The organism is Actinomyces urogenitalis, from assembly GCF_002861525.1.
GTDB lineage: Bacteria > Actinomycetota > Actinomycetes > Actinomycetales > Actinomycetaceae > Actinomyces > Actinomyces urogenitalis.
Genome location: NZ_PKHA01000011.1, coordinates 62,048 through 81,284, shown reverse-complemented (window position 1 = coordinate 81,284; position 19,237 = coordinate 62,048). Strand labels below are relative to the sequence as shown.

Here is a 19,237-nt window from a genome sequence, read left to right as displayed (position 1 = left end):
TTCGTGATGGGGGTCAGGTCGATGATCACGGTGACGTACTTGTCACCGCGGCGGGTGCGGCGCCACACGCGCTCATCCACCCCGACCACAGTGACACCCTCGAAACGGCGCTCGGGACGGGAGAAGGTAACGTCAGGCATGTCGAGGTCTTCTGGATGGGCGGTGTAGGAACTCCCATCATCAGGGGACCTCGACCCACACCACCACAAGACACCCCGCCCACCCCTACACCCTCAACCGTGAAGAGCCGGTTCAGGCCCTGGACACTCGGTTCGGGTGCGGTGGGCAGGCATGAGGAGGGGGTGACACCCAGTCACCTGGGCATCACCCCCTCCTCTCCCCTATCACAGCCGCAGGCAAGCACCCTCGATGAGGCACAGGCACCCACCCACAGCCCACCAGGCAGACAACCCCACCAGTCACAGGCGCGGCACATCACCAACCCCGTCACAAGGACCGTCTACCCGGCCAGCAGGCGTGCTGGCACGCTCACCAGCGCCAGCACACCCACCAGACTCAACAACCAGACCAGGCCCGACCCCCGGGGCTGGTTGGTTCAGGCGCGGCGGCGACGGATCAGCAGGCCACCCAGGCCCACCAGGCCCACAGCAACCACCCCGACCGCCACGTCCACACCCGTGACCGGCAGACGCTTGCCCAACGAAGCCACCGGCCCCACAGGCTTGGCTGGGACGGGTGTGTTGACCACACGACCCAGATCCACACTCACGCCCATCCGGTCGATCACAGCAGCCTTGGCCCAACCAGACAGGACGTAGCCCGCCGGCGCCTGGGTCTCCACCACACGGTAGGAACCAGCAGGAACACCCTCGAACACCACCCGGCCGTCCGCGCCACTGGTCACGGTGTCCAGCACCTGCCCGGTAGTGGTGCGCAGCTCAAAGACCGCACCCACCAGAGGCGCACCAGCAGCGTCGGTCTTCACCAACGACACCACACCACGCACCAGCGTGTTCGTCACCGTCAGCCCCTCATCCGCGCTACCGGTGATAGTGGCCTCGTAACCAGCAACCGCATCCTCAACCACCGAGTACACGACCTCCTTACCAGCCTTGTTCACCGGCAGGCCATCGAACACGCCCGCCCACTCATTGGCGGCAGACAGCTCGACACTCTTACCAGTGTCCTCACCGTCAGCCAGCAGACGCACCCTCACACTCTCGGGGCGCAGGCCATGAGCATCATCCAGGTCGTCCCACGCCTTGGTCACGCTCACCGTGCGCACCGCCGGGGTGTGGGTGTTGGTGATCGTGGTGCCCTCGATGCTCTTCTCATACCCCTCAGGCACACCCACCTCGTCCACGCTGTAGGCGATCTCGATGCCCTTGGCGTCGAAGGTCGGCAGGCCGGTGAAGGTGAAGGACCCGTCACCATCTGCGGGCACCTCCACCGTCTTACCCGTGGCGGCACCGTTTGCGAGGAGCTCGACCGTCACGGAGTCGGGCCGGATCCCGTCCTGGTTATCGGCGTCGTCCCACACCTTCTTTCCGGAGACAGAGGTCTTCGGGTTCTCCATAGTGTTCGTGACCGTCCACGAGTCACCGTCCTGCGCGACCTTGACCGTGTAGTCGTGGCCACCAGCCGACAACTTGCCGTTCTCGACGCCCTGCTCGGCCACCGTGTAGGCGATCGCCTTACCCTCAGCCGTGTACTGGTCCAGGCCCTCAAAGATGTGGCTCCAGGAGCCATCCTCAGCGTTACCGTCCAAGGTGACCGGGTCACCAGAGGCCACACCGTCGGCGTACAGCTGCACCAACACGGCCGGAGCCGCGTCAGCGTCAATACCGGCCCAGGCCTTCGTCACCGCGACAGACACCTTCCCAGTGATCGTGTTCGTCACCGTGAAACCACCAGCAGCAGTACCCGAGTAGGCCGTGGAGTAGCCAGACACCTCGTCCTCAGAGACCGTGTAGGCGATCTCCTTGCCGGCCTTGAACTTGGGCAGGCCAGAGAAGGAGCCCTTCCATTCGCTCTCGGCATTCAGCGTCAACGTCTGATTGTCCACGACCTCACCGTCGGCGAGGAGCCTGACCGTCACAGAGTCCGGACGCTGGCCGTCCTGGTTGTCGTTGTCGCTCCAGGTCTTGGCGACCTTGACCGTCGTACGCTCCAAGCTGTTAGCAAGCGAGACAGTCCCGTCCGCCGTGTCCTTGGTCAGCGTCATATCCTGAGCCTGCGCATTGAGAACGTAACCGGTCGGTGCCGTCACCTCCGACACCCGGTAGGTGCCCAGAGGCAGGTGCCCAAACTTCGCCTTGCCGTCAGTACCCGTGGTCACGTTCGTAACCGGCTTGCCGTTGAAGTCGGTCACCGTCTTGCCATCGGTGGTGGTCAGCCTGAACACCGCGCCAGCAAGCGGCTTGCCCGAATCCGGGTTATCGTCCTCACTCGCGGCGGTCTTCGTCACCGTGATCGAACCCGGGTCACCAGTCACCGCAACATTCCTCGTCGCGACACGTGAGGCAGGGTTGAGGGCAAAGCCAGTGGTCTTACCTGTATCACCTTCGATCGTAGCCGCGTCAAGGTTCTGCACCTCCGCACCAGCCTCCGGCGAGGCCGGAACCGCGGTGACGAAGTCCTCGAAGTGGGACTTCTCCGTGTACAGACGGTACTCACCACGCCGGTACACCGGCGCCGAGTACTTACCCTCCGCATTCGTCTCAATCTCAATCTTCGAGCCGTCAGGGTTGAGCACCTCGCCCGGGACACTCTCAGCATCCCGATCCAGGGCGGCCTCGTTGCTCACAAGCGTCAGCGTCCGGTTCGCCAGGGGAGTATCCGTCCCCTCCTCGTAGACCCCATCCTTGTCCTTGTCGAAGAAGTAACGACCATTGACCTCGTACGAGGTGTACCTGGTCTGGACCTTGTTGCCCTCGGAGAAGATCTGCCCGTCGGTAGAGAAGGCTAGCGTGCTCACCGCGACGTCAGCGTTCTCCTCCTCCTCAGGGATGAGGGTGGTGTCGAAGGGGATCTTCGCCGTGGTGTACAGCTTGATCTCCTCCTTGGCCTTGATGACCTCACCAGGCTTGAGGACCAACTTGTAGGCCTTCACCTTCGAGACGTCACCCACCTCCTCCTTGGTGAGCCAGGAACCGTCGCGCAGACCGTTGATGTCGCCCTGGTGGGACTGAGTCTGGTAGTAGACGTCGAACCTCTTGAGCGGCTCGATGTTCTCTTCTTCATCCTCTAGGAACTTCGACAGGGTCACGCCGTAGGTGGAACCACGGTCTCCATACTCACCCGCCTGGTTAGGGGCGATGACCTTGTCACCCTTCTGAGGCAGCACACCAATGACGTGTGCGCTCGTCACGTCGTTGATCGTGTTGTTGAGCATCGTGATGCCGTACCGGTAGTCATAGCCCAGGTCACCAGTCGTGGCCAAAGCCATGGTGTTCAGGTCCATACCTACCTGATGGGTGACGACCATCTCCAACGGCGGAATGTAGTTAATCTGGGAAGCCATGTGAGCAAACAGCTCGGTCGTGTCCCCGTCGTTATCCAGGTCGAGCTCGTCCGCGTAATACTGCGACTCGCCCAACGGCTTGATCTCGTCGTTGTGGTCATACAGGTAGTAGACATCGACCTGATTGTTGCCTCGCTGGGCATACTTTGACACCTCGAGCTTTGGCGCCAGAATCAAATCGTCAAGAACCGTGCTTTTTGGAACAAAGCGGATATCTGAGTAGATGAGTGCTGTCCGACCGGTCCCCTTGTAATTCTCGATAACCTGCGGATTGCGCTTATCTCCCAGCTCCTCATTGTTATAGTCCCCAAACTTTTCTGTCGTACCCGCGTAGCTAAACGCGGGAGGCAGAAGAACGACGGCACCGCCGGTGTACTCCGACAGAGCACCCCAATTGCCATCGCCCGCATATCCGGCGAGAGTGAATCTATAGTCGACAAAAGTCCCCTCGGCCTTAAAGGGAACCGAGACATCGTTCGGCACTCCCATCCTGACGCGCGGCGTAATAGTGTTGATGTTCGTCAGCGCGCCTGGATCCCTCGGCCTGTCCCAGGTCGCTTCCTTGTCATTAACGTCGCGGAAGGTCACCTTGTATCCAGTCCGGTACTCGTGGGGAGCATAGCCAGGTGAGTTGTACTTTGCTTTTTCCTCGACAGTGGGCTGGATACTGGTCAGTATATTCAGCGAGACATTGTCCAGGACAAGAGGATCATCAAACTCGAGCGAAAGCCCCTTGTACTGGCGAGCCGTGTCGTGAATATCAACGACCTGACGGTACTTCAGATTCTTCGCGATAGCGATCTTGGAGCCGTCACCCTTGATGCCATAGAGCGTGTTGCTCGTGCTGTTGACCTGATTGATTGTGGCGTCAGCCTTCTCCTGCCGCTTTGCGTCATCCGCGGACGGCAGATTGTTATTTCTAAAGAAGATGTTATTGATCTGGAACTTTTCGTAGTAGGTGTTCCCCTGCTCGCCCGCCTGAATCTTCTCCGGAATGTCCAGATAGTCCTCGTAGGACACGATCTTGTTGACAGCCCCACCGTCAGGGTTGGTAGGAGACGAGCCATTATTGGTGTTATTCAGGTCCGTGTTGTAGTAGAGACCAATCTGGGACTGGTCATTGCCCAGACGATCGGAGATGACGCCGTTTCGAATGGTGTAATTACCTCCCAAAAGGTTGAGCGGTTGCTCATAGCTGCCTCCACCTAGGTAGATATCACTAGCAGTTGCCCAGCTATTACGATACATCTTTGAGGTACTAAATGTACCCGCTCCCTGGTAAACTTCCTTTTCTACCAGCAGGTGAGCCGTCGACGAATAGAACTTGTTCTCACTGTCCAGACCTTGGTCCATGATGAAATCAATGGGAATGTTGACCAGCTTCGCATTGCGCTCTTCAATGCTGTCTTTACTGCCATCCCAGTAGGGAACATTCTTCAGACGAAGATAGACATCACTCACATAAGATCGTCCGAGTCGATCCCAACGCCAGGCAGATGACCCCCCATAATTTCCATTTTTCTCTCGAAGCGAGAGTGTATTGGTCGCCTTGTCATAGAACCATCTTGAGGAGCCATCGCATTGTGCTTCTCCCTTATCCCTCAGCGTGGCCCTTGCAGGTTCGACATTGTCGGGCAGCTTAAAGACGGCCGTGAGGGTCTGAGGTTTATTAAAATACCAACTCTGATTGCCTTCAACAGCAGGAGGGTTAATGACGAAGGAGAAAGTAAAGCGAGCCTTCTGTCCATCCTCGCCCGTTGTCTGGCTGTCAGCAGTATCGAGCTTGCGGTAGACGAAGATCTGATTGTTCTCCTTTACCACCTTGCCATTGTCATCGGTAAGACTTTGATCATAGACGAGCCGCGTCCTCTGTCCTCCGTCATGAAACGGATTTCCGTTGTCAGTTGCAAGGTTCGCCCAGTTATACGTCGCCTCAATCTTGCGGGCCTTGTACGTCTTCTCCGCACTGTAGAGCACCGGCAGAGACTTCGCTGTCTCCAGGACGCTCTTCTTGTCGGCGTCATTCCGATTCTCAACGCCCGTCGCGTCCAGCACCACGGCCTTCACCGTGATCTTGTCGCCATCTGAGGTCTTCGCGCCGTCAAAGAGGAACGGAGCCGGATAAGCCGCGGACGAGGCACCCGTGAACTGGTCGTACTTGTAAATGATGTACGCGTTATCCGGGTCGACCTGGTCCTCGAGAATCTGGACGGTCTGGTAGGCGTTCTGCGAGTCCGCGAACTTCAGATCCTTGATCTTCCCCTTGGGCACCGTGATCATCAACCACGGGTTACGGATAATCGCATCCGCGCCTGATCCCGAGACCTTCAGGTCAACCGTCGCGTTGACGGTCTTCTCCACCCAGAACTCAGAGTTGTCATTGATCGTGTTGTCCGGCTCCAGGTTGATGATCCGGAAGTCAACCTTCAACGTCGAGTCATCATACGACCCAACCGCCGCACGATCCACAGCCGACCTAGCACGAGACTGCGACGCACCATCACGCCCAGCCGCGCCATCGCCGCCGCCCGCAGAACCGTCTACATCCTCAGACTCAACACCCCTCCCCACTTCATCAGCAGGGGCAGACGCCGACGTCGTCGGCCCGTCACCGGGAACCGCGTCCTCAGCCACAGCAGGCACCGCGCCACCAAGCAACAACGCACCCGCAGCAAGGACACCAAGAACAGACTTGGGAAGCCTCATGGGGAACCATCCTCATCGATCACGACTGCCCACACCGAACCGGGGAGACTCAGGGCGCAGACAAGGGAGATACAGCATGATAATGCCCTCCCCATACCCCAGCCAAGGCCCTGCGCCATGCACCGCCCTACACGGCGCCAGAGCCTCGCCGTCTCCTGAGCGCACGACGCACCATGACGACCACCTTGACCGCCATGACCACCACGACCAGCGCAAGCACGGCCGCCAGCAGGGGCGCCACGATCGCCAGCACGGCCAGCACCACCGCGCCAATGTCCTCCCCGATGCTCCGCAGCACCTGGAGCGTGGCCGAGGGAGCCAGTGCCGTCGAGCCGGCCGTGGCCGCTCCCTTCCCCAGGCTCACGGGCAACGCCGTCGCTCCACCAAGCAGGCCCGCCACCACCATCGTGCCCGCATTCACCTGAGAACCGAGCCCCACACCCACCAGCACCCCGAAGACGGGACGCAGGACCTGGTTGATTCCCTCAAGGGGGAGGTTCACCCCGATGACCTTGTCCAGGCCGCCGTCGCCCAGCGCGAGCACCAGGCAAATCACCGCCACCCACGGGTTCGCGATCGCAGGCGGGATCGCGGCATCGACCTGGTGGAGGAAGCCACCGGTGGAGTCTGGAACCGCGAGCCCGGCCACAGACATGACCAGAACCGTCAGGTAGGGCCGCAGGCCTGAGGCCGTCCCGGTCCCGATCGACATGAGCATGGCGGTCATCGCATCCACGGAGGGCTCCTGAGCAAGGTTGGGGGAGGCGCGAGATCCGCGCGCTTCGAGGGTCTCACAGACTGTGCCGCTCAGGACACCAGACGCCCTGGAGATCCACAGGCAAAACGAAGGCCCGGTTCCTTGTGAGATCCGCGCCCTGGCTGATAGCAGATCATATCGGGCAGGGTGCATTCCTTGATGGTGTAGCCCCACTGCTCACGGCGGTCTGCTTCGGCTCGGCCGCCCGCTGGTTGGCAGCCCGGTACAGGTCTCGGACGAGGGTGTCGGTCGCAGCAGGCGGACCAGGCAGCACCACCGCTTCCAGATGCCCGGTTCGAACGTGCCTTCCCCGATGGGTGCGTGCCCACGCCATGAGTACGTGCCCTTCTGCCACCCCTAGAGGCCGTCGTATTCGCCAAAGCACGTACCAATCACCCAACCCACGCACCAAAGCCCCCGCACGCCGCCGCATCTTCGTCGCTTCAGGCCCTGGACAGTCGATCCCCATCCCCGCCACACCCGAACCGACTGTTGAGGGCCTTAACCGACGCCACCCCGAAACCCACCACAGAGGCCCTCGCCCACCTCGCCCAGGTACGACGAAGGCCCGGATCCTCGTAGGATCCGGGCCTTTCGCGGTGGCTCCGACCGGCGTCGATCCGGTGACCTTTCGATTTTCAGTCGAACGCTCTACCAACTGAGCTACAGAGCCTTGGATGGAGTCGGCCCGGCCATGATGACCGGGCCGACTCGCTTCCGCGACCTCGACGGGACTTGAACCCGCGACCTCCGCCGTGACAGGGCGGCGCGCTAACCAACTGCGCCACGAGGCCTCGTGTGGCACGAAGCCCTGCTCTTGCGAGCCGTTTTCACTCGCACGAGCCGTACCCCCAACGGGATTCGAACCCGTGCTACCGCCGTGAAAGGGCGGGGTCCTAGGCCGCTAGACGATGGGGGCCTGGTGCCCTTGGCGTCGTCGCGCCTCGAACCGGGTAGAACACTAAGGGGCCGGTCGGCGCTCACGCAAATCAAAATGCCGTGACGCTGCTCACCGCGAGAAAGTGGCGCAATACCGCGCTTTGCCTCGACTACCAACTCACTGACCCCACCACCTGCCCACGCTCACGCCGCCAGCGCCCTGAGACGGAGGCTCAGACCACGTCCCCGCCAGCCCCGCCCCGACCTCGTGGCAGGCTGGACACATGAGCCCGGTCCACCTGCCTGACGCTGACTTCGAGGACGCTGTTGGCGACGCTCTCGACAGCCTGCCACCCGACCTCGCCGAGGCCATGGACAACGTCGTCATCCTCGTCCAGGACGAGCCCGAGCCGGACATGCTGCGCCGCGAGGACTATGACGAGCTCGGCCGCCCGACGCTGCTCGGCCTGTACGACGGCGTCCCCTTGACCGAACGCGACACCTCTTGGTCCCTCGTCCTGCCCGATCGCATCTTCATCTTCAAAGGTCCCCTGGAGCGCTGGTGCACGAGCCGCGAGGAGCTGGTCGAGGAGATCACAGTGACCGTCATCCACGAGATCGCCCACCACTTCGGCATCGACGACGACCGACTCCACGAACTCGGCTGGGAGTAGCACCTCCAGCCGGCTAAGGTCGCTGCCATGAGGCACGTTTCCCCATCGGCCCATTCCCGTTCCCGCCTGTCCCGCCGTGCTGCGCTCGGCGCCACAGCCCTCATCGCCACGGCCGCCGCCGGCACTACAGCGGTGCTGGCCTGGCCGCGCAAGTCCGCCCCCACGCCCACAGCGGCTCCGGAGCCCTCCACCGCGTCCGCGACACCATCGGCCGTCCCGACGCCCGAGACCACCCCCTCCCCCGAGGTCGGTGCCGACCCGGTGGCAGGGTGGAGCATCGAGCAGATGGCCGGCCAGCTGCTCATGGTGGGCCTGCCAGCCACCGGCAGTGCCCAAGCGCTCGACTCCCTGCTCGCTCGGCAGGTGGGCGGAGTCTTCCTGGCCGGCCGCTCCTCCGCCGGGGTCACGGCCACCCGCGCCCTGGTGGACGCGCTCACGGCCCGCGCCGCAGCCGCCGGTCCGAGCGTGCCTCTCCTCGTCGCCACGGACCAGGAGGGCGGCAACGTTCAGGTCCTGTCCGGCGCCGGGTTTACCAAGATCCCCGAGGCCACCACGCAGGGCTCCTGGCCTGCCGCCGAGCTCAGCACGGCGGCGACGGGCTGGGCCACCGAGCTCGCCGCGGCGGGCGTGACGATGAACCTGGCGCCGGTGGCTGACCTCGTTGACATCGCTGACCCGAGCTCGAACGCCCCAATCGGCCACTGGGACCGTCAGTACGGATCGGAGGCGGGCAGCGTCGCCGAGCACGTGGTGGCCTTCAACGCCGGGATGACTCAAGCCGGGGTGGTCCCCGTCATCAAGCACTTCCCGGGGCTCGGACGCACCATCGGCAACACGGACGTGACTGCGCAGGTCACGGACTCCGTCACCACCCGTGGCGATGCGGCGCTCGAGGTCTTCGCCCAGGTCATCGCTGCCGGCGCCGAGGTGGTCATGATCTCCTCCGCCTTCTACTCACTCATCGATCCTGAGGCCCCGGCGGTCTTCTCCCCCACCGTGGTGACCGAGCTGCTGCGCGGTGAGATGGGCTTTACGGGCGTGGTCATCACCGATGACGTTGCCGCGGCCGCACAGGTCAAGGCCTGGACGCCGGCCCGGCGTGCGGTGCTCGCTGTACGCGCGGGCTGCGACATTGTGCTGGCCGCCGCCGACTCCTCCGTCGCCCCAGCCATGCTGGACGCGCTCATCGCTGAGGCTCAGGCAGATCCGGCCTTCGCCGAGCAGGTCGCGGCCGCCGCCCGGCGAGTGCTGGCGCTCAAGGCGCAGCATTAGGACTCCGCTGTCACAATCCCGGGCGATTGCGTAAGCCCTCGCCCGGGGCAGCCTCCAACAGGTGCGTGCTTCCGCGGATCTCTGCGGAACCGCGGTCCTATCTACGCGGCGGAAGGCCCTGCCGGGGAGAATCACCCGGGATCGTGACACCGATCTGGCTGCCGCTAGCGCAGCTTGGTCGTGCCCTTGGAAGATCCGCCCACGGAGATCTGCTTGGCGAAGCAGTCGTCCTTGGAGATGCCCTGCGCGTCGCACCAGCCGTTAGCACCCTCCGGGGTGGAGTAGGGCTCGGCCACGATGATGACCCACCAGTGCCCGCCAGCATCAAAGACTGACCAGCTGTCCGAGTTCAGCAGGAGCGCGTCAGGGTAGACCGCCCGGGTCCGCAGGTAGTGCTCCCACACCATCCGGTTGTCCCAGGTCTCACCATTGAGGACGAGACCGGGCCGCTTGGAGGAGATCTGCGGAACCCACATCCCGTTGACGCGAGAGACGATCGTGTCGTAATCCTTGGTCTCCTGCCAGGTCAGGGCCGCGGCTGCCGCAGAGTCCGCCTGGGCGGCGTCATCGGCCGTGGCTGAGGCAGTGAAGGAGGTCTCCTGGGAGGCCAGCGCCGTGCTCTGAGCACCCGAGCGGTCCAGCGAGAGCACGGCCTTCATCGATGAGGGACTGAGCTCGGCGGCAGGCCGGAAGTACTGCGAGGAGGCGAAGGTGACCGCCACCGGCGTGCCTTGGGGCGCCACCCCCACCGGCGCGGCTGAGAAGTCCACGTGCCCCAGCGCAACAACGCTGTCCGCCCCACCGCTGCCGGACGGAGAGGAGGGAGCGTAGAGGGTGAGGAGGTTCTGCGCGCCAGACAGGACGTCTCCGCTCTCACAGGCCGCGGACACCTCCAGGCTCACGCGCAGACCGGAGGCGGTGTCTTCCACGCCCGTCACCGTGAGGTCCGGGTCCTGCGAGCACTGACTGGCGTCACCCGAGAAGTCCTGGCCGGACTCGTCCTGCACGCCGGAGTCCTGCCCGGAGGAGCCGGTGGCAACCTCAGCGCCCCGGTCGCGGCTGGACATGTACCAGGCCGTCCCACCGCCCACGAGCACCAGCAGGAGGATGACGACGGCGGCCGCGAGCCACGCCCGCTGGCGCGACAGGCGCGTGCTCGTACCCGGCTGTGGCGGCTCACCCGGACCGGAGGCGCCGGCGACCGGCTGGCCGCTCCAGGCCTGGGAAGCGGAGGCAGCGCTGGAAGGCACCGGAGCACCTGCTGCTCCCGGTGCGCCGGGGCCGGAGACCGCGACGGGAACCGGGGTCAGGCCAGCAGGAGCCGTATCGAGGGCAGCCGGGGTGATCGTTGACGTCGGGGCCACCTCCATGGCGGCATCAGCCGCCTGCGCCGCCGGGCCAGCTGCCTGAGCCGAGCCCTTGCCCGTCGTCTCGAACCACTGGCGCAGGTCGGGATAGAGCAGGGGGTTGAAGGACAGGGCCGTGTGCAGATCAGGCCGGTGCTCAGCAATGGCCGCCTGGAGCGCGAAGTCGGCCGTGCTCGTCGCCAGGTCGGCGTCAGCCGCGAGCGCCGCCGCCACGGCCGGTGCCACCGCGGGCTCCGCGGAGCCGGCAGGCTCGGCGGCCAGCTCAGGATCCTCAGGCTCGGGCTCGGTATCCGCCTCGGGCAGCACGTGAGCCTCGGCGGCGGAGGTGAGCGCGTCCGCCGGAGCACCACTGCTCAGGCTCTCGGGTCCGGCGGTGACGGGGGTCTCCGAGCCGGGCGCAGGTGAGCTCGTCCCTGCTCCAGAGGTCAGAGCGTCGGCCGGGGGCTGCTGCTCGGGCGCGGAGCCCGGTTGGTCCGCGGCTGGCTCGGAAGCCTGCACGGCAGAACCCGCCAGCTGCTCGTCCACCCAGGTGCGCAGGTCAGCGTAGAGGGAGGTGTTGAGCGCGAGCGCGTCAACCAGGTCCGGGCGGTTCGCGGCGATGGCGGCCTGGAGGGCGAAGTCGGTGGTCGAGGCAGCCAGGTCCCGGTCCGCCGCCAGCGCGGCCTGACGGGTCTGTTCGGCATCCATGTGCGGGCCTTCCGGGAGGGGATGGGGTGTACCGGGACGGCAGCTGCCTCGATGCTACCGCCGTGGCACGCGCAGAAGCGGTATGGCTGCGCAGGCCGGGGCCAGGCGCATCGGCCACCCACGCCCCGCCCCGCAGGCGGGCCGCCACCGTCATCTCCTCCCCCAGCCGGGGGACCCGCTACCCCAGCCCACGGCGACCTCGCCCGGCCGTCTCCTGGGGTGGTTGCTTCGCCGTGCCGCCACGCCCGTTCTCCTGGCAGCCGCAGCCTCAATCGTCGCCAACGTCATCCAGGCCATCGTCCCTGGTTTCCTTGGCGCCGCCCTAGACGCCGGGATCGAGAACGGCCTGAGCGGGCGCGTGTGGACGATCAGCCTGGGGCTGCTGGCCCTGTTCTGCGTCTATGCCGGGGCAGACACGACCCTGTCCTACGTGCGTATCCATGCCTGGATGCGCACCACCTTCGATGTCTCGCGGCTGGTAGGACGCCAGGTGACGACGACCGGTAGAGACCTGCCTAGGCAGGTCTCTACCGGTGAGGTCGCTGCGGTGGTGGCCTCGGACGCGCAGTACATGGGCAATTTCCTCGAGCGCCTACCAGGCCTGATCGGTGCCGCGATCTCCTTCCTCGTGGTCGCCGTACTCATGCTGCGCACCTCGGTGCAGCTCGGCCTCATCGCGCTGATCGGGATGCCGCTGGTCGCCTGGATCGTCACCCTGGTCATCAAACCTCTCCAACGGCGCCAGGCCTACCAGCGCGAGGCACAGTCCGAGGTCACCACGATCACCACGGACACGGTGGCGGGCCTGCGCATCCTGCGCGGGATCGGTGGTGAGGAGGTCTTCGCCCAGCGCTACCGCGACGCCTCCCAGGAGCCGCGCCGCCGCGGAGTGAGCGTGGCCGGTACGCAGTCGGTGCTCATGAGCCTGCAGGTGCTGCTGCCCGGCCTGTTCGTGGCCCTCGTGGTGTGGGTGGCCGCGCGTATGGCGGTGGCCTGCACCCTCAGCGCCGGCGAGCTGGTCACCTTCTACGGCTACACGGCCTACCTGTCCTGGCCGCTGATGGAGTTCTCCAACTCCGTCCAGGACTACACCCGCGCCCGCGTGGGTGCGCGCAAGCTCTTCCGTCTCCTGCAGGTCAGGCCCGTGGCCGGCAGCGCCGAGGAGCGCCTGACGCTGGACCCCGTGCACGGTTCGGCGCGCGACGGCGCATTGGTCGACTCCGCCTCCGGGGTACGGATCGCACCTGGTCGCACGACGGCGCTGGTCGCCTCGGACCCGTCGGTCTCCGCCGCGCTGGCCACCCGTCTGGGCCGGTTTGACGACGCCGAGCCCACCGTGACGCTCGATGGCCGGCCGCCGGCGAAGATGCCTCTGGAGGACGTGCGCGCCAGCATCGTGGTCTCCGGGGCGAGCGCTCAGCTGTTCACCGGGACGCTGCGCGCCGGTCTGGACGTGCGTGGGGCCGCGGTGCCGGGGCCGGTGGCCGTCGAGCAGCTCGTGGCCGCCGAGTCCGGACGCACGAACGTGGCTGCCGTGGACCAGAACGTTCATGAGGTGGCCGCCCATGAGGCTGGGGACGAGCGCTTGCTCAAGGCCGTCGAGGTGGCCGATGCCCATGACGTCCGGTCCTCCCTGGAGGAGGGACTGGCTGGCATGATCACGGAGAAGGGGAGATCACTGTCCGGCGGGCAGCGCCAGCGCGTGGCCCTGGCCCGCGCACTTCTGACCGAGGCGCCCACGCTCGTGCTCATCGAGCCCACCAGCGCCCTGGACTCCCACACCGAGTCACGTGTGGCACGCAAGGTGCACCAGGCCCGGCAGGGCCGTACCACCGTCATCGTCACTGAGTCCCCGCTCGTGCTGGAGGCCTGTAACGAGGTCGTGCTCCTGGACGCTTCCGGCCGCGAGCACGTGCGTGTCACGCACCGCGAGCTGCTGGCGCGCGCCCGGAGAGGTGAGGAGGCGGCCCTGGCCTACCGTGCCGTTGCTCTTGCCGACGGCGATGACGAAGACAGACCTAGCCTTCACCGTCCCGCTCAGGGCACAGGTGTTGGAGGCCAGGCCCGGTGCGCTCTGCTTGGGCGAGCGGTACTACAGGCTCAGGCCCTCCAGCGCGAGGTCGGCTCCGGTCGGGTTGGCCAGCTCGACGAACTTGTCCTGGTAGGCGGCACCGGCCGAGCCGCCGGAGGTGTAGACCTCAGAGATGACCAGGCTCGAGCCGTCCGGGGCGGCGTGAGCCGTGGCCGGCAGGGCCAGGCCGGTGCCGGTCAGGGCGAGCACGCTGGCAGCCAGCGCTCCGGCCCAGGGCCGCAGCCGGCGTCGTTCAGCGCGTGGACGCGCAGACGCAGAGAACATGACAGGGACTCCTCACAGGGACGTCAGGGGTGGGACGGCGCAGGGCGCCGACGGGCGCGCGGTCCTTGCACACCCGTGCGCACCACAGTGCCGGGCACAGATGAACGGCGGATGACCAGGACCCATCAGTCTCATCAGCACTTCTTGTGAGCCTGCGTCCCGGCCGATGTCCGCCAGAAGTCCCTTGCCGAGCACCCGCCAGCGCCCACAGGCGGCCCGATCGCGATAGCCTTCGCATGTCTGTTGTGCCCACCGGCGATCTCGTCGCCAGTCGCATCGTGAGAAGAAGGTCGGTCCTCTATGTCCCAGAACCTGCCCCCCACACCACCGCGCGAGGCATCCCAGCCCACGCTCGGCGAGCTCGTCGCCCGCATCTCAGAGAACGTCTCTGGACTGATCAAGGGTGAGATCGACCTGGCCAAGGCCAAGGGCAAGCGCATGGCCATCAAGATGGGGACCGGTATCGGCCTGCTCGCCGCCGCCGGCGTGCTGGCCCTGTACGCGCTGGGCCTGCTGCTGGACGCCGCCGCTCACGCCATCGCCGTCGCCCTGCCCCTGTGGGCGGGCTACCTCATCGTCGCCGTCGTCATCCTCATCATCGTCGCCTTCCTCGCCTTGGTCGGCGTCAAGAAGCTCCAGGCCGGAGCCCAGGACGTCCCGGCCCCGCAGGACGGTCTCAAGGAAGACCTGGAGACCGCCAAGACCGCCGTCCAGGCGGGCCTGAGGAAGGGAGAGGCCCAGTGACCGCCCAGAACCCCGCTGCCGCACCCGCCTCCCTGACCGTGGAGGAGATCGAGGCCCAGCTGGCCGAGCGCCGTCGCACGCTCTCCCGCGACCTGGAGGACCTGGGCTTCCGCCTGGCTCCTACCTCGCTCAAGGCCCAGGCGCGTCAGGCCGCCGACGAGGCGAAGGTGCGGGTGCGCGCCGGCCTGGCCGAGCTCAAGGAGCGCGCGCAGGACGCTGCCGATACCGCCCGGGACAAGGCTGAGGACGCCGTCGACGAGCTGGGCTCCTCCGGCCAAGCGGGCGCAGCCAGCCCGGCCGACCGCGCCCGTCGCCTGCTGGACGACGCCGCCGACGGCGACCCGCGCTCGCTGGCGATCGTCACCGGTGCCGCCCTCGCGCTGGCCGGCCTGAGCCTGTACGCCGTCGTCAAGGCGCTGCGCTCATGAGCCAGGAGCAGACGGCGCACGAGGAGACGCCCGAGGAGATCCAGGCGCGGCTGGCTGCTGCGCGGGCCGACCTCGCCGCGAGCGTGGACGCCCTGGCTGACCGTATCTCCCCTAGCGCGCAGGTGCGCGAGGCGGCGCAGGAGGTCAAGGCCAGCGCCCGCGAGCTCGGGCAGTCCCTGCGAGACCTCGGCACCGACCTGCGCGAACGCGCCAGCCAGACCGTGTCCGAGGCGCGCGAGGGCGAGCCGGAGGCGCTCAAGGCCCTGGCCGTTGCCGGCGCCGGCCTGGCAGCAGCCGTGGCGGCGGGCTTCGCGATCGCTCGACGCGGCGCGCGCTAGGCCGCAGGCCGCCCGCGGTGGGTCTGGACCGCCCGCCGCGCGGGGACGTGCCTGGTTGACGTGGCTGGAACCACGTCAACCACTAATGACTCCGAATGGTGTTCACCTATCGGTCCGTTGTAGGCTCGGCCTACGACACATTTGCCCAAGTGAAGCGCGCCCAGCGTGCCCAGAGATTGTTGGAGGGGGTCGAGCCTATGGGGCGCGGCCGTCAGAAGGCCAAGGCGACCAAGGTCGCTCGTAAGCTCAAGTACTTCAGCCCGGAGACCGACTACGCGGCGCTCGAGCGTGAGCTCGTCAGTGCGTCCAGCGGCGCGGAGACTGACGACGACGAGATCGACTACGAGGAGCTGGCCTCCAAGTACAACGTTGACGACGATGAGGACGACTGGGGCACCAGCTCTGCCGACGCAGGCAAGTAGCACCTCTTCCTCATAGCAGTGCGGTGGGGCCCGCCAGGAGAACCTGGCGGGCCCCACCGTATGCTGCTGCCAGCGCAGCCAGGCCGATCAGGCCGTGCGGTACTGACCGAAGATGTCCACGGCTCCGCCGTCGACGCCCTTGGTGCCCGAGACCAGTCGCCCGGAGACCTCGTAGCCGGCTGCCTCGTGGACCTCACCCAGCACCCAGGCGGAGATGCCCGAGCCCTCAGCCACGCGGATGACCGCCTCGGCGGCCTCCGGGGCGACGACGGCGACCATGCCCACGCCCAGGTTGAGCGTGCCCTCCAGGTCCTCCCACGGCACCGCGCCCAGCTGGCGCACGACGTCGAAGACCGGCGGCACCACCCAGGACGCACGGTTGACGTCCCCGACCAGCCCGGCCGGCAGGACCCGGGCCAGGTTGGCGGCCAGGCCGCCACCGGTGACGTGGGACAGGGCATGGACGGGGCCGGCAGATGCGCCGGTGTCCAGGGCGTTGATCATGGCCAGGCACACGCGCGTGTACAGCGCGGTGGGCTCCAGCAGCTCCTGGCCCAGCGTCCGCCCGAACTCCGGGACCTCACGCTCCAGCCCCCAGCCGGCGTGCTCGACGACGCGGCGCACCAGTGAGTAGCCGTTGGAGTGCAGTCCGGAGGAGGCCATGGCCACCAGCACGTCCCCGGCCCGCACGCGCTCGGCGCCGAGCATGCGGTCGGCCTCGACCACGCCGGTGGCCGCGCCTGCGACGTCGTACTCGTCAGGAGCCATGAGACCGGGGTGCTCGGCGGTCTCGCCACCTAGCAGCGGGGTGCCGACGGCGGCGCAGGCGTCCGCCACACCGCGCACGATGTTCGCGATGCGCTCGGGAACCACGTGGCCACAGGCGATGTAGTCCGTCATGAGAAGCGGGGTGGCCCCGACCACGACGATGTCGTCGACGACCATGCCCACCAGGTCCTGGCCGATGGTGTCATGGATGTCGAGGGCCTGGGCGATGGCGACCTTGGTGCCCACGCCGTCAGTGGAGGTGGCCAGCAGCGGGCGGCGGTACTCACGCAGCTCCGAGACGTCAACCAGCCCGGCGAAGCCGCCGACCCCACCGACCACGGCGGGGGTCATCGTGGCAGCCAAGGAGGCCTTCATCAACTCCACCGCGCGGTCTCCGGCGGCGGTGTCCACGCCGGCCGAGGCGTAGGTGATGCCCTGCTCGTCAGCGGCGGGCGCGGGGTTGGGGGTCTGGCTCATCGGGTCTCTCCTTGGGATGCGGCGGAGGCGGGGCTGGCTGAGGACGGGCTGGTGGGCTGGGGGCTTCCAGCGGCCAGGTCTGGCCGGGTCACCTCGTCGATGCGCACGGGGGCGGCGTCGTGACGGCGTCGGTAGACCGAGGGCATGCGCGAGACCGGGAGGGTACCGATCGGCACGCCCTCAACCGGAGGCTTGACCGGGTAGGAGCCGGTGAAGCAGGCCATGCACAGGTCGTCCGCCTTCTGACCGGAGGCCTCCACCATGCCCTCCACCGAGAGGTAGCCGAGCGAGTCCGCGCCCACGGACTCACGGATCTCGTCCACGCTCATGCCCGTGGCGATGAGCTCGGCGCGCGTGGCGAAGTCGATGCCGTAGAAGCACGGCCACATCACTGGCGGGGAGGAGATGCGGATGTGGACCTCGGCAGCGCCGGCCTCACGCAGCATGCGCACCAGGGCACGCTGGGTGTTGCCGCGCACGATCGAGTCGTCGACGACCACGAGGCGCTTGCCCTCGATGACCTCGCGCACGGGGTTGAGCTTGAGTCGGATGCCGAGCTGGCGCAGGGTCTGAGTGGGCTGGATGAAGGTCCGTCCCACGTAGGCGTTCTTGACCAGGCCCTGCCCGTAGTGGATGCCGGAGGCCTGGGCGTAACCGATGGCCGCCGGGGTCCCGGACTCCGGGGTGGCGATGACCAGGTCCGCCTCCACCGGGTGCTCGCGGGCCAGGGCCGCGCCCATGGCGTTACGGGCGGCGATGACCGAGCGGCCGGCGATCTTCGTGTCCGGGCGGGCGAGGTAGACGTACTCGAAGACGCAGCCCGCACGGTTGGTGACGGCGAAGCGGCTGGAGCGCACGCCGTCGGCGTCGATCTGCAGGAACTCGCCGGGCTCGATCTCACGGACCACGGTGGCGCCCACGATGTCCAGGGCCGCGGTCTCCGAGGCCACGACCCAGCCGCGCTCCAGGCGGCCCAGGACCAGGGGACGCACGCCGTGGGGGTCGCGAGCGGCATAGAGGGTGTGCTCGTCCATGAAGACCAGGGAGAAGGCACCGCGCAGCATCGGCAGGACGCGGCGCGCGGTCTCGGCGACGCTGAGCGGGGGCTCGGGCGCCTGGGCGGCGGACTCGGGGACGCCGTCGGGGTAGAGGCCGGTGGCCTCTAGGTCGGCGACGTCGTCGTGCCCCTCCAGCCTGCCGCGCTCGGAGATGAGGTTCATCAGGGAGGCGATGACGGCGGTGTCCGTGGAGGAACCGCGGCCAAGCTCGCCGGTGAGGTCCTCACCGCTCGTGGCGCGCACGGCGTCCATGAGCTCGCGGGTGTTGGTGAGGTTGCCGTTGTGGGTCAGCGCCAGGGTGGACCCGGCCACCGGGCCGAGCATCGGCTGGGCGTTCTCCCAGGTGGTGGCGCCGGTGGTCGAGTAGCGCACGTGGCCGACGGCCATGTGGCCAGTAAGGCTGGACAGGGCGCGGTCGTCGAAGACCTGGGAGACCAGGCCGAGGTCCTTGTAGACGAGGATGTGGGAACCGTCCGAGGTCGCGATGCCGGCCGCCTCCTGGCCGCGGTGCTGCAGGGCGTACAGGCCGAAGTAGGTCAGGCGGGAGACTTCCTCACCTGGCGCCCACACGCCGAAGACGCCGCACTCCTCGCGCGGCGCGGGCTCCAGCTCGCGGGTCAGGTCAATGGCTGGGGAGGTCGGGGCAGCCGTCTGCGGATCCGGGAGGACTGACAACGGCGCGGGGCGGGTGGACTGCATGCTCTCGCCAAGGCTCACCGCCACAGTCTCCCATACTGTGGCCCGCTCATCCTCTTCGCGGCTGTGCTGCCGGGCATACCCCACCCACCATCGAAACCGTGGTTTTGTGTGTGGGACCGTG

Annotated in this window: 12 protein-coding genes and 3 tRNA genes; 7 read left to right on the top strand and 8 right to left on the bottom strand. The window is 66.7% G+C overall.

The features are described from left to right. Positions 1-556: 556 nt before the first annotated feature. From CYJ26_RS09425 to CYJ26_RS09405, 5 genes are all read right to left on the bottom strand, one after another. The gene (locus tag CYJ26_RS09425; RefSeq protein WP_101638322.1) at positions 557-6,190 is read right to left on the bottom strand and encodes a Cna B-type domain-containing protein; all 5,634 of its coding nucleotides are present in this window, start codon (positions 6,188-6,190) and stop codon (positions 557-559) included. A 127-nt stretch (positions 6,191-6,317) separates the two neighbouring features. Beyond that, positions 6,318-6,917, bottom strand: coding sequence for a DUF4126 domain-containing protein (locus CYJ26_RS09420; RefSeq protein WP_040319494.1), 600 nt, complete (start codon positions 6,915-6,917; stop codon positions 6,318-6,320). Positions 6,918-7,547: 630 nt separating this feature from the next. After that, positions 7,548-7,620, bottom strand: a tRNA-Phe gene (locus tag CYJ26_RS09415). A gap of 47 nt (positions 7,621-7,667) precedes the next feature. Then, positions 7,668-7,741: transfer RNA gene (locus CYJ26_RS09410), tRNA-Asp, on the bottom strand. A 52-nt stretch (positions 7,742-7,793) separates the two neighbouring features. Next, a tRNA-Glu gene (locus CYJ26_RS09405) sits at positions 7,794-7,866 on the bottom strand. A 244-nt stretch (positions 7,867-8,110) separates the two neighbouring features. Between CYJ26_RS09405 and CYJ26_RS09400 the strand changes: the two genes are divergently transcribed. Next, positions 8,111-8,500, top strand: coding sequence for a metallopeptidase family protein (locus CYJ26_RS09400; RefSeq protein WP_006548143.1), 390 nt, complete (start codon positions 8,111-8,113; stop codon positions 8,498-8,500). 27 nt (positions 8,501-8,527) lie between these two features. Next, positions 8,528-9,772, top strand: coding sequence for a glycoside hydrolase family 3 N-terminal domain-containing protein (locus CYJ26_RS09395; protein WP_006548142.1), 1,245 nt, complete (start codon positions 8,528-8,530; stop codon positions 9,770-9,772). Between the two features lie 164 nt (positions 9,773-9,936). Here the strand turns inward: CYJ26_RS09395 and CYJ26_RS09390 are convergent, their stop codons facing one another. Next, the gene (locus tag CYJ26_RS09390) at positions 9,937-11,826 is read right to left on the bottom strand and encodes a variant leucine-rich repeat-containing protein (protein WP_034236697.1); all 1,890 of its coding nucleotides are present in this window, start codon (positions 11,824-11,826) and stop codon (positions 9,937-9,939) included. An 82-nt stretch (positions 11,827-11,908) separates the two neighbouring features. Between CYJ26_RS09390 and CYJ26_RS09385 the strand changes: the two genes are divergently transcribed. The 5 genes from CYJ26_RS09385 to CYJ26_RS09365 all read left to right on the top strand — a co-directional run bounded on the left by CYJ26_RS09385 (position 11,909) and on the right by CYJ26_RS09365 (position 16,114). Continuing rightward, entirely contained in the window at positions 11,909-14,332 is a 2,424-nt protein-coding gene (locus CYJ26_RS09385; protein WP_006548139.1) for an ABC transporter ATP-binding protein, read from the top strand. A gap of 150 nt (positions 14,333-14,482) precedes the next feature. Next, complete coding sequence (locus tag CYJ26_RS09380) at positions 14,483-14,926, top strand: phage holin family protein (protein WP_006548138.1); 444 nt, start codon at positions 14,483-14,485, stop codon at positions 14,924-14,926. Then, entirely contained in the window at positions 14,923-15,354 is a 432-nt protein-coding gene (locus CYJ26_RS09375; protein ID WP_006548137.1) for a hypothetical protein, read from the top strand. The genes CYJ26_RS09380 and CYJ26_RS09375 overlap by 4 nt, the downstream gene beginning before the upstream one ends. Next, a complete protein-coding gene (locus CYJ26_RS09370) occupies positions 15,351-15,692 on the top strand; it encodes a DUF3618 domain-containing protein (protein ID WP_034236698.1) in 342 nt (113 codons plus the stop codon). The genes CYJ26_RS09375 and CYJ26_RS09370 overlap by 4 nt, the downstream gene beginning before the upstream one ends. Before the next feature lie 197 nt (positions 15,693-15,889). Continuing rightward, positions 15,890-16,114: a DUF3073 domain-containing protein gene (locus tag CYJ26_RS09365; protein WP_034236699.1), complete on the top strand. Its 225-nt coding sequence runs from the start codon at positions 15,890-15,892 to the stop codon at positions 16,112-16,114. A gap of 87 nt (positions 16,115-16,201) precedes the next feature. On the opposite strand, the gene purM is transcribed toward CYJ26_RS09365, so the two are convergent. Further along, complete coding sequence (gene purM, locus CYJ26_RS09360; RefSeq protein WP_034236701.1) at positions 16,202-17,359, bottom strand: phosphoribosylformylglycinamidine cyclo-ligase; 1,158 nt, start codon at positions 17,357-17,359, stop codon at positions 16,202-16,204. Continuing rightward, complete coding sequence (purF, locus tag CYJ26_RS09355; RefSeq protein WP_034236715.1) at positions 17,356-19,116, bottom strand: amidophosphoribosyltransferase; 1,761 nt, start codon at positions 19,114-19,116, stop codon at positions 17,356-17,358. Before purF ends, purM begins: the two co-directional genes overlap by 4 nt. Positions 19,117-19,237 lie beyond the last annotated feature (121 nt).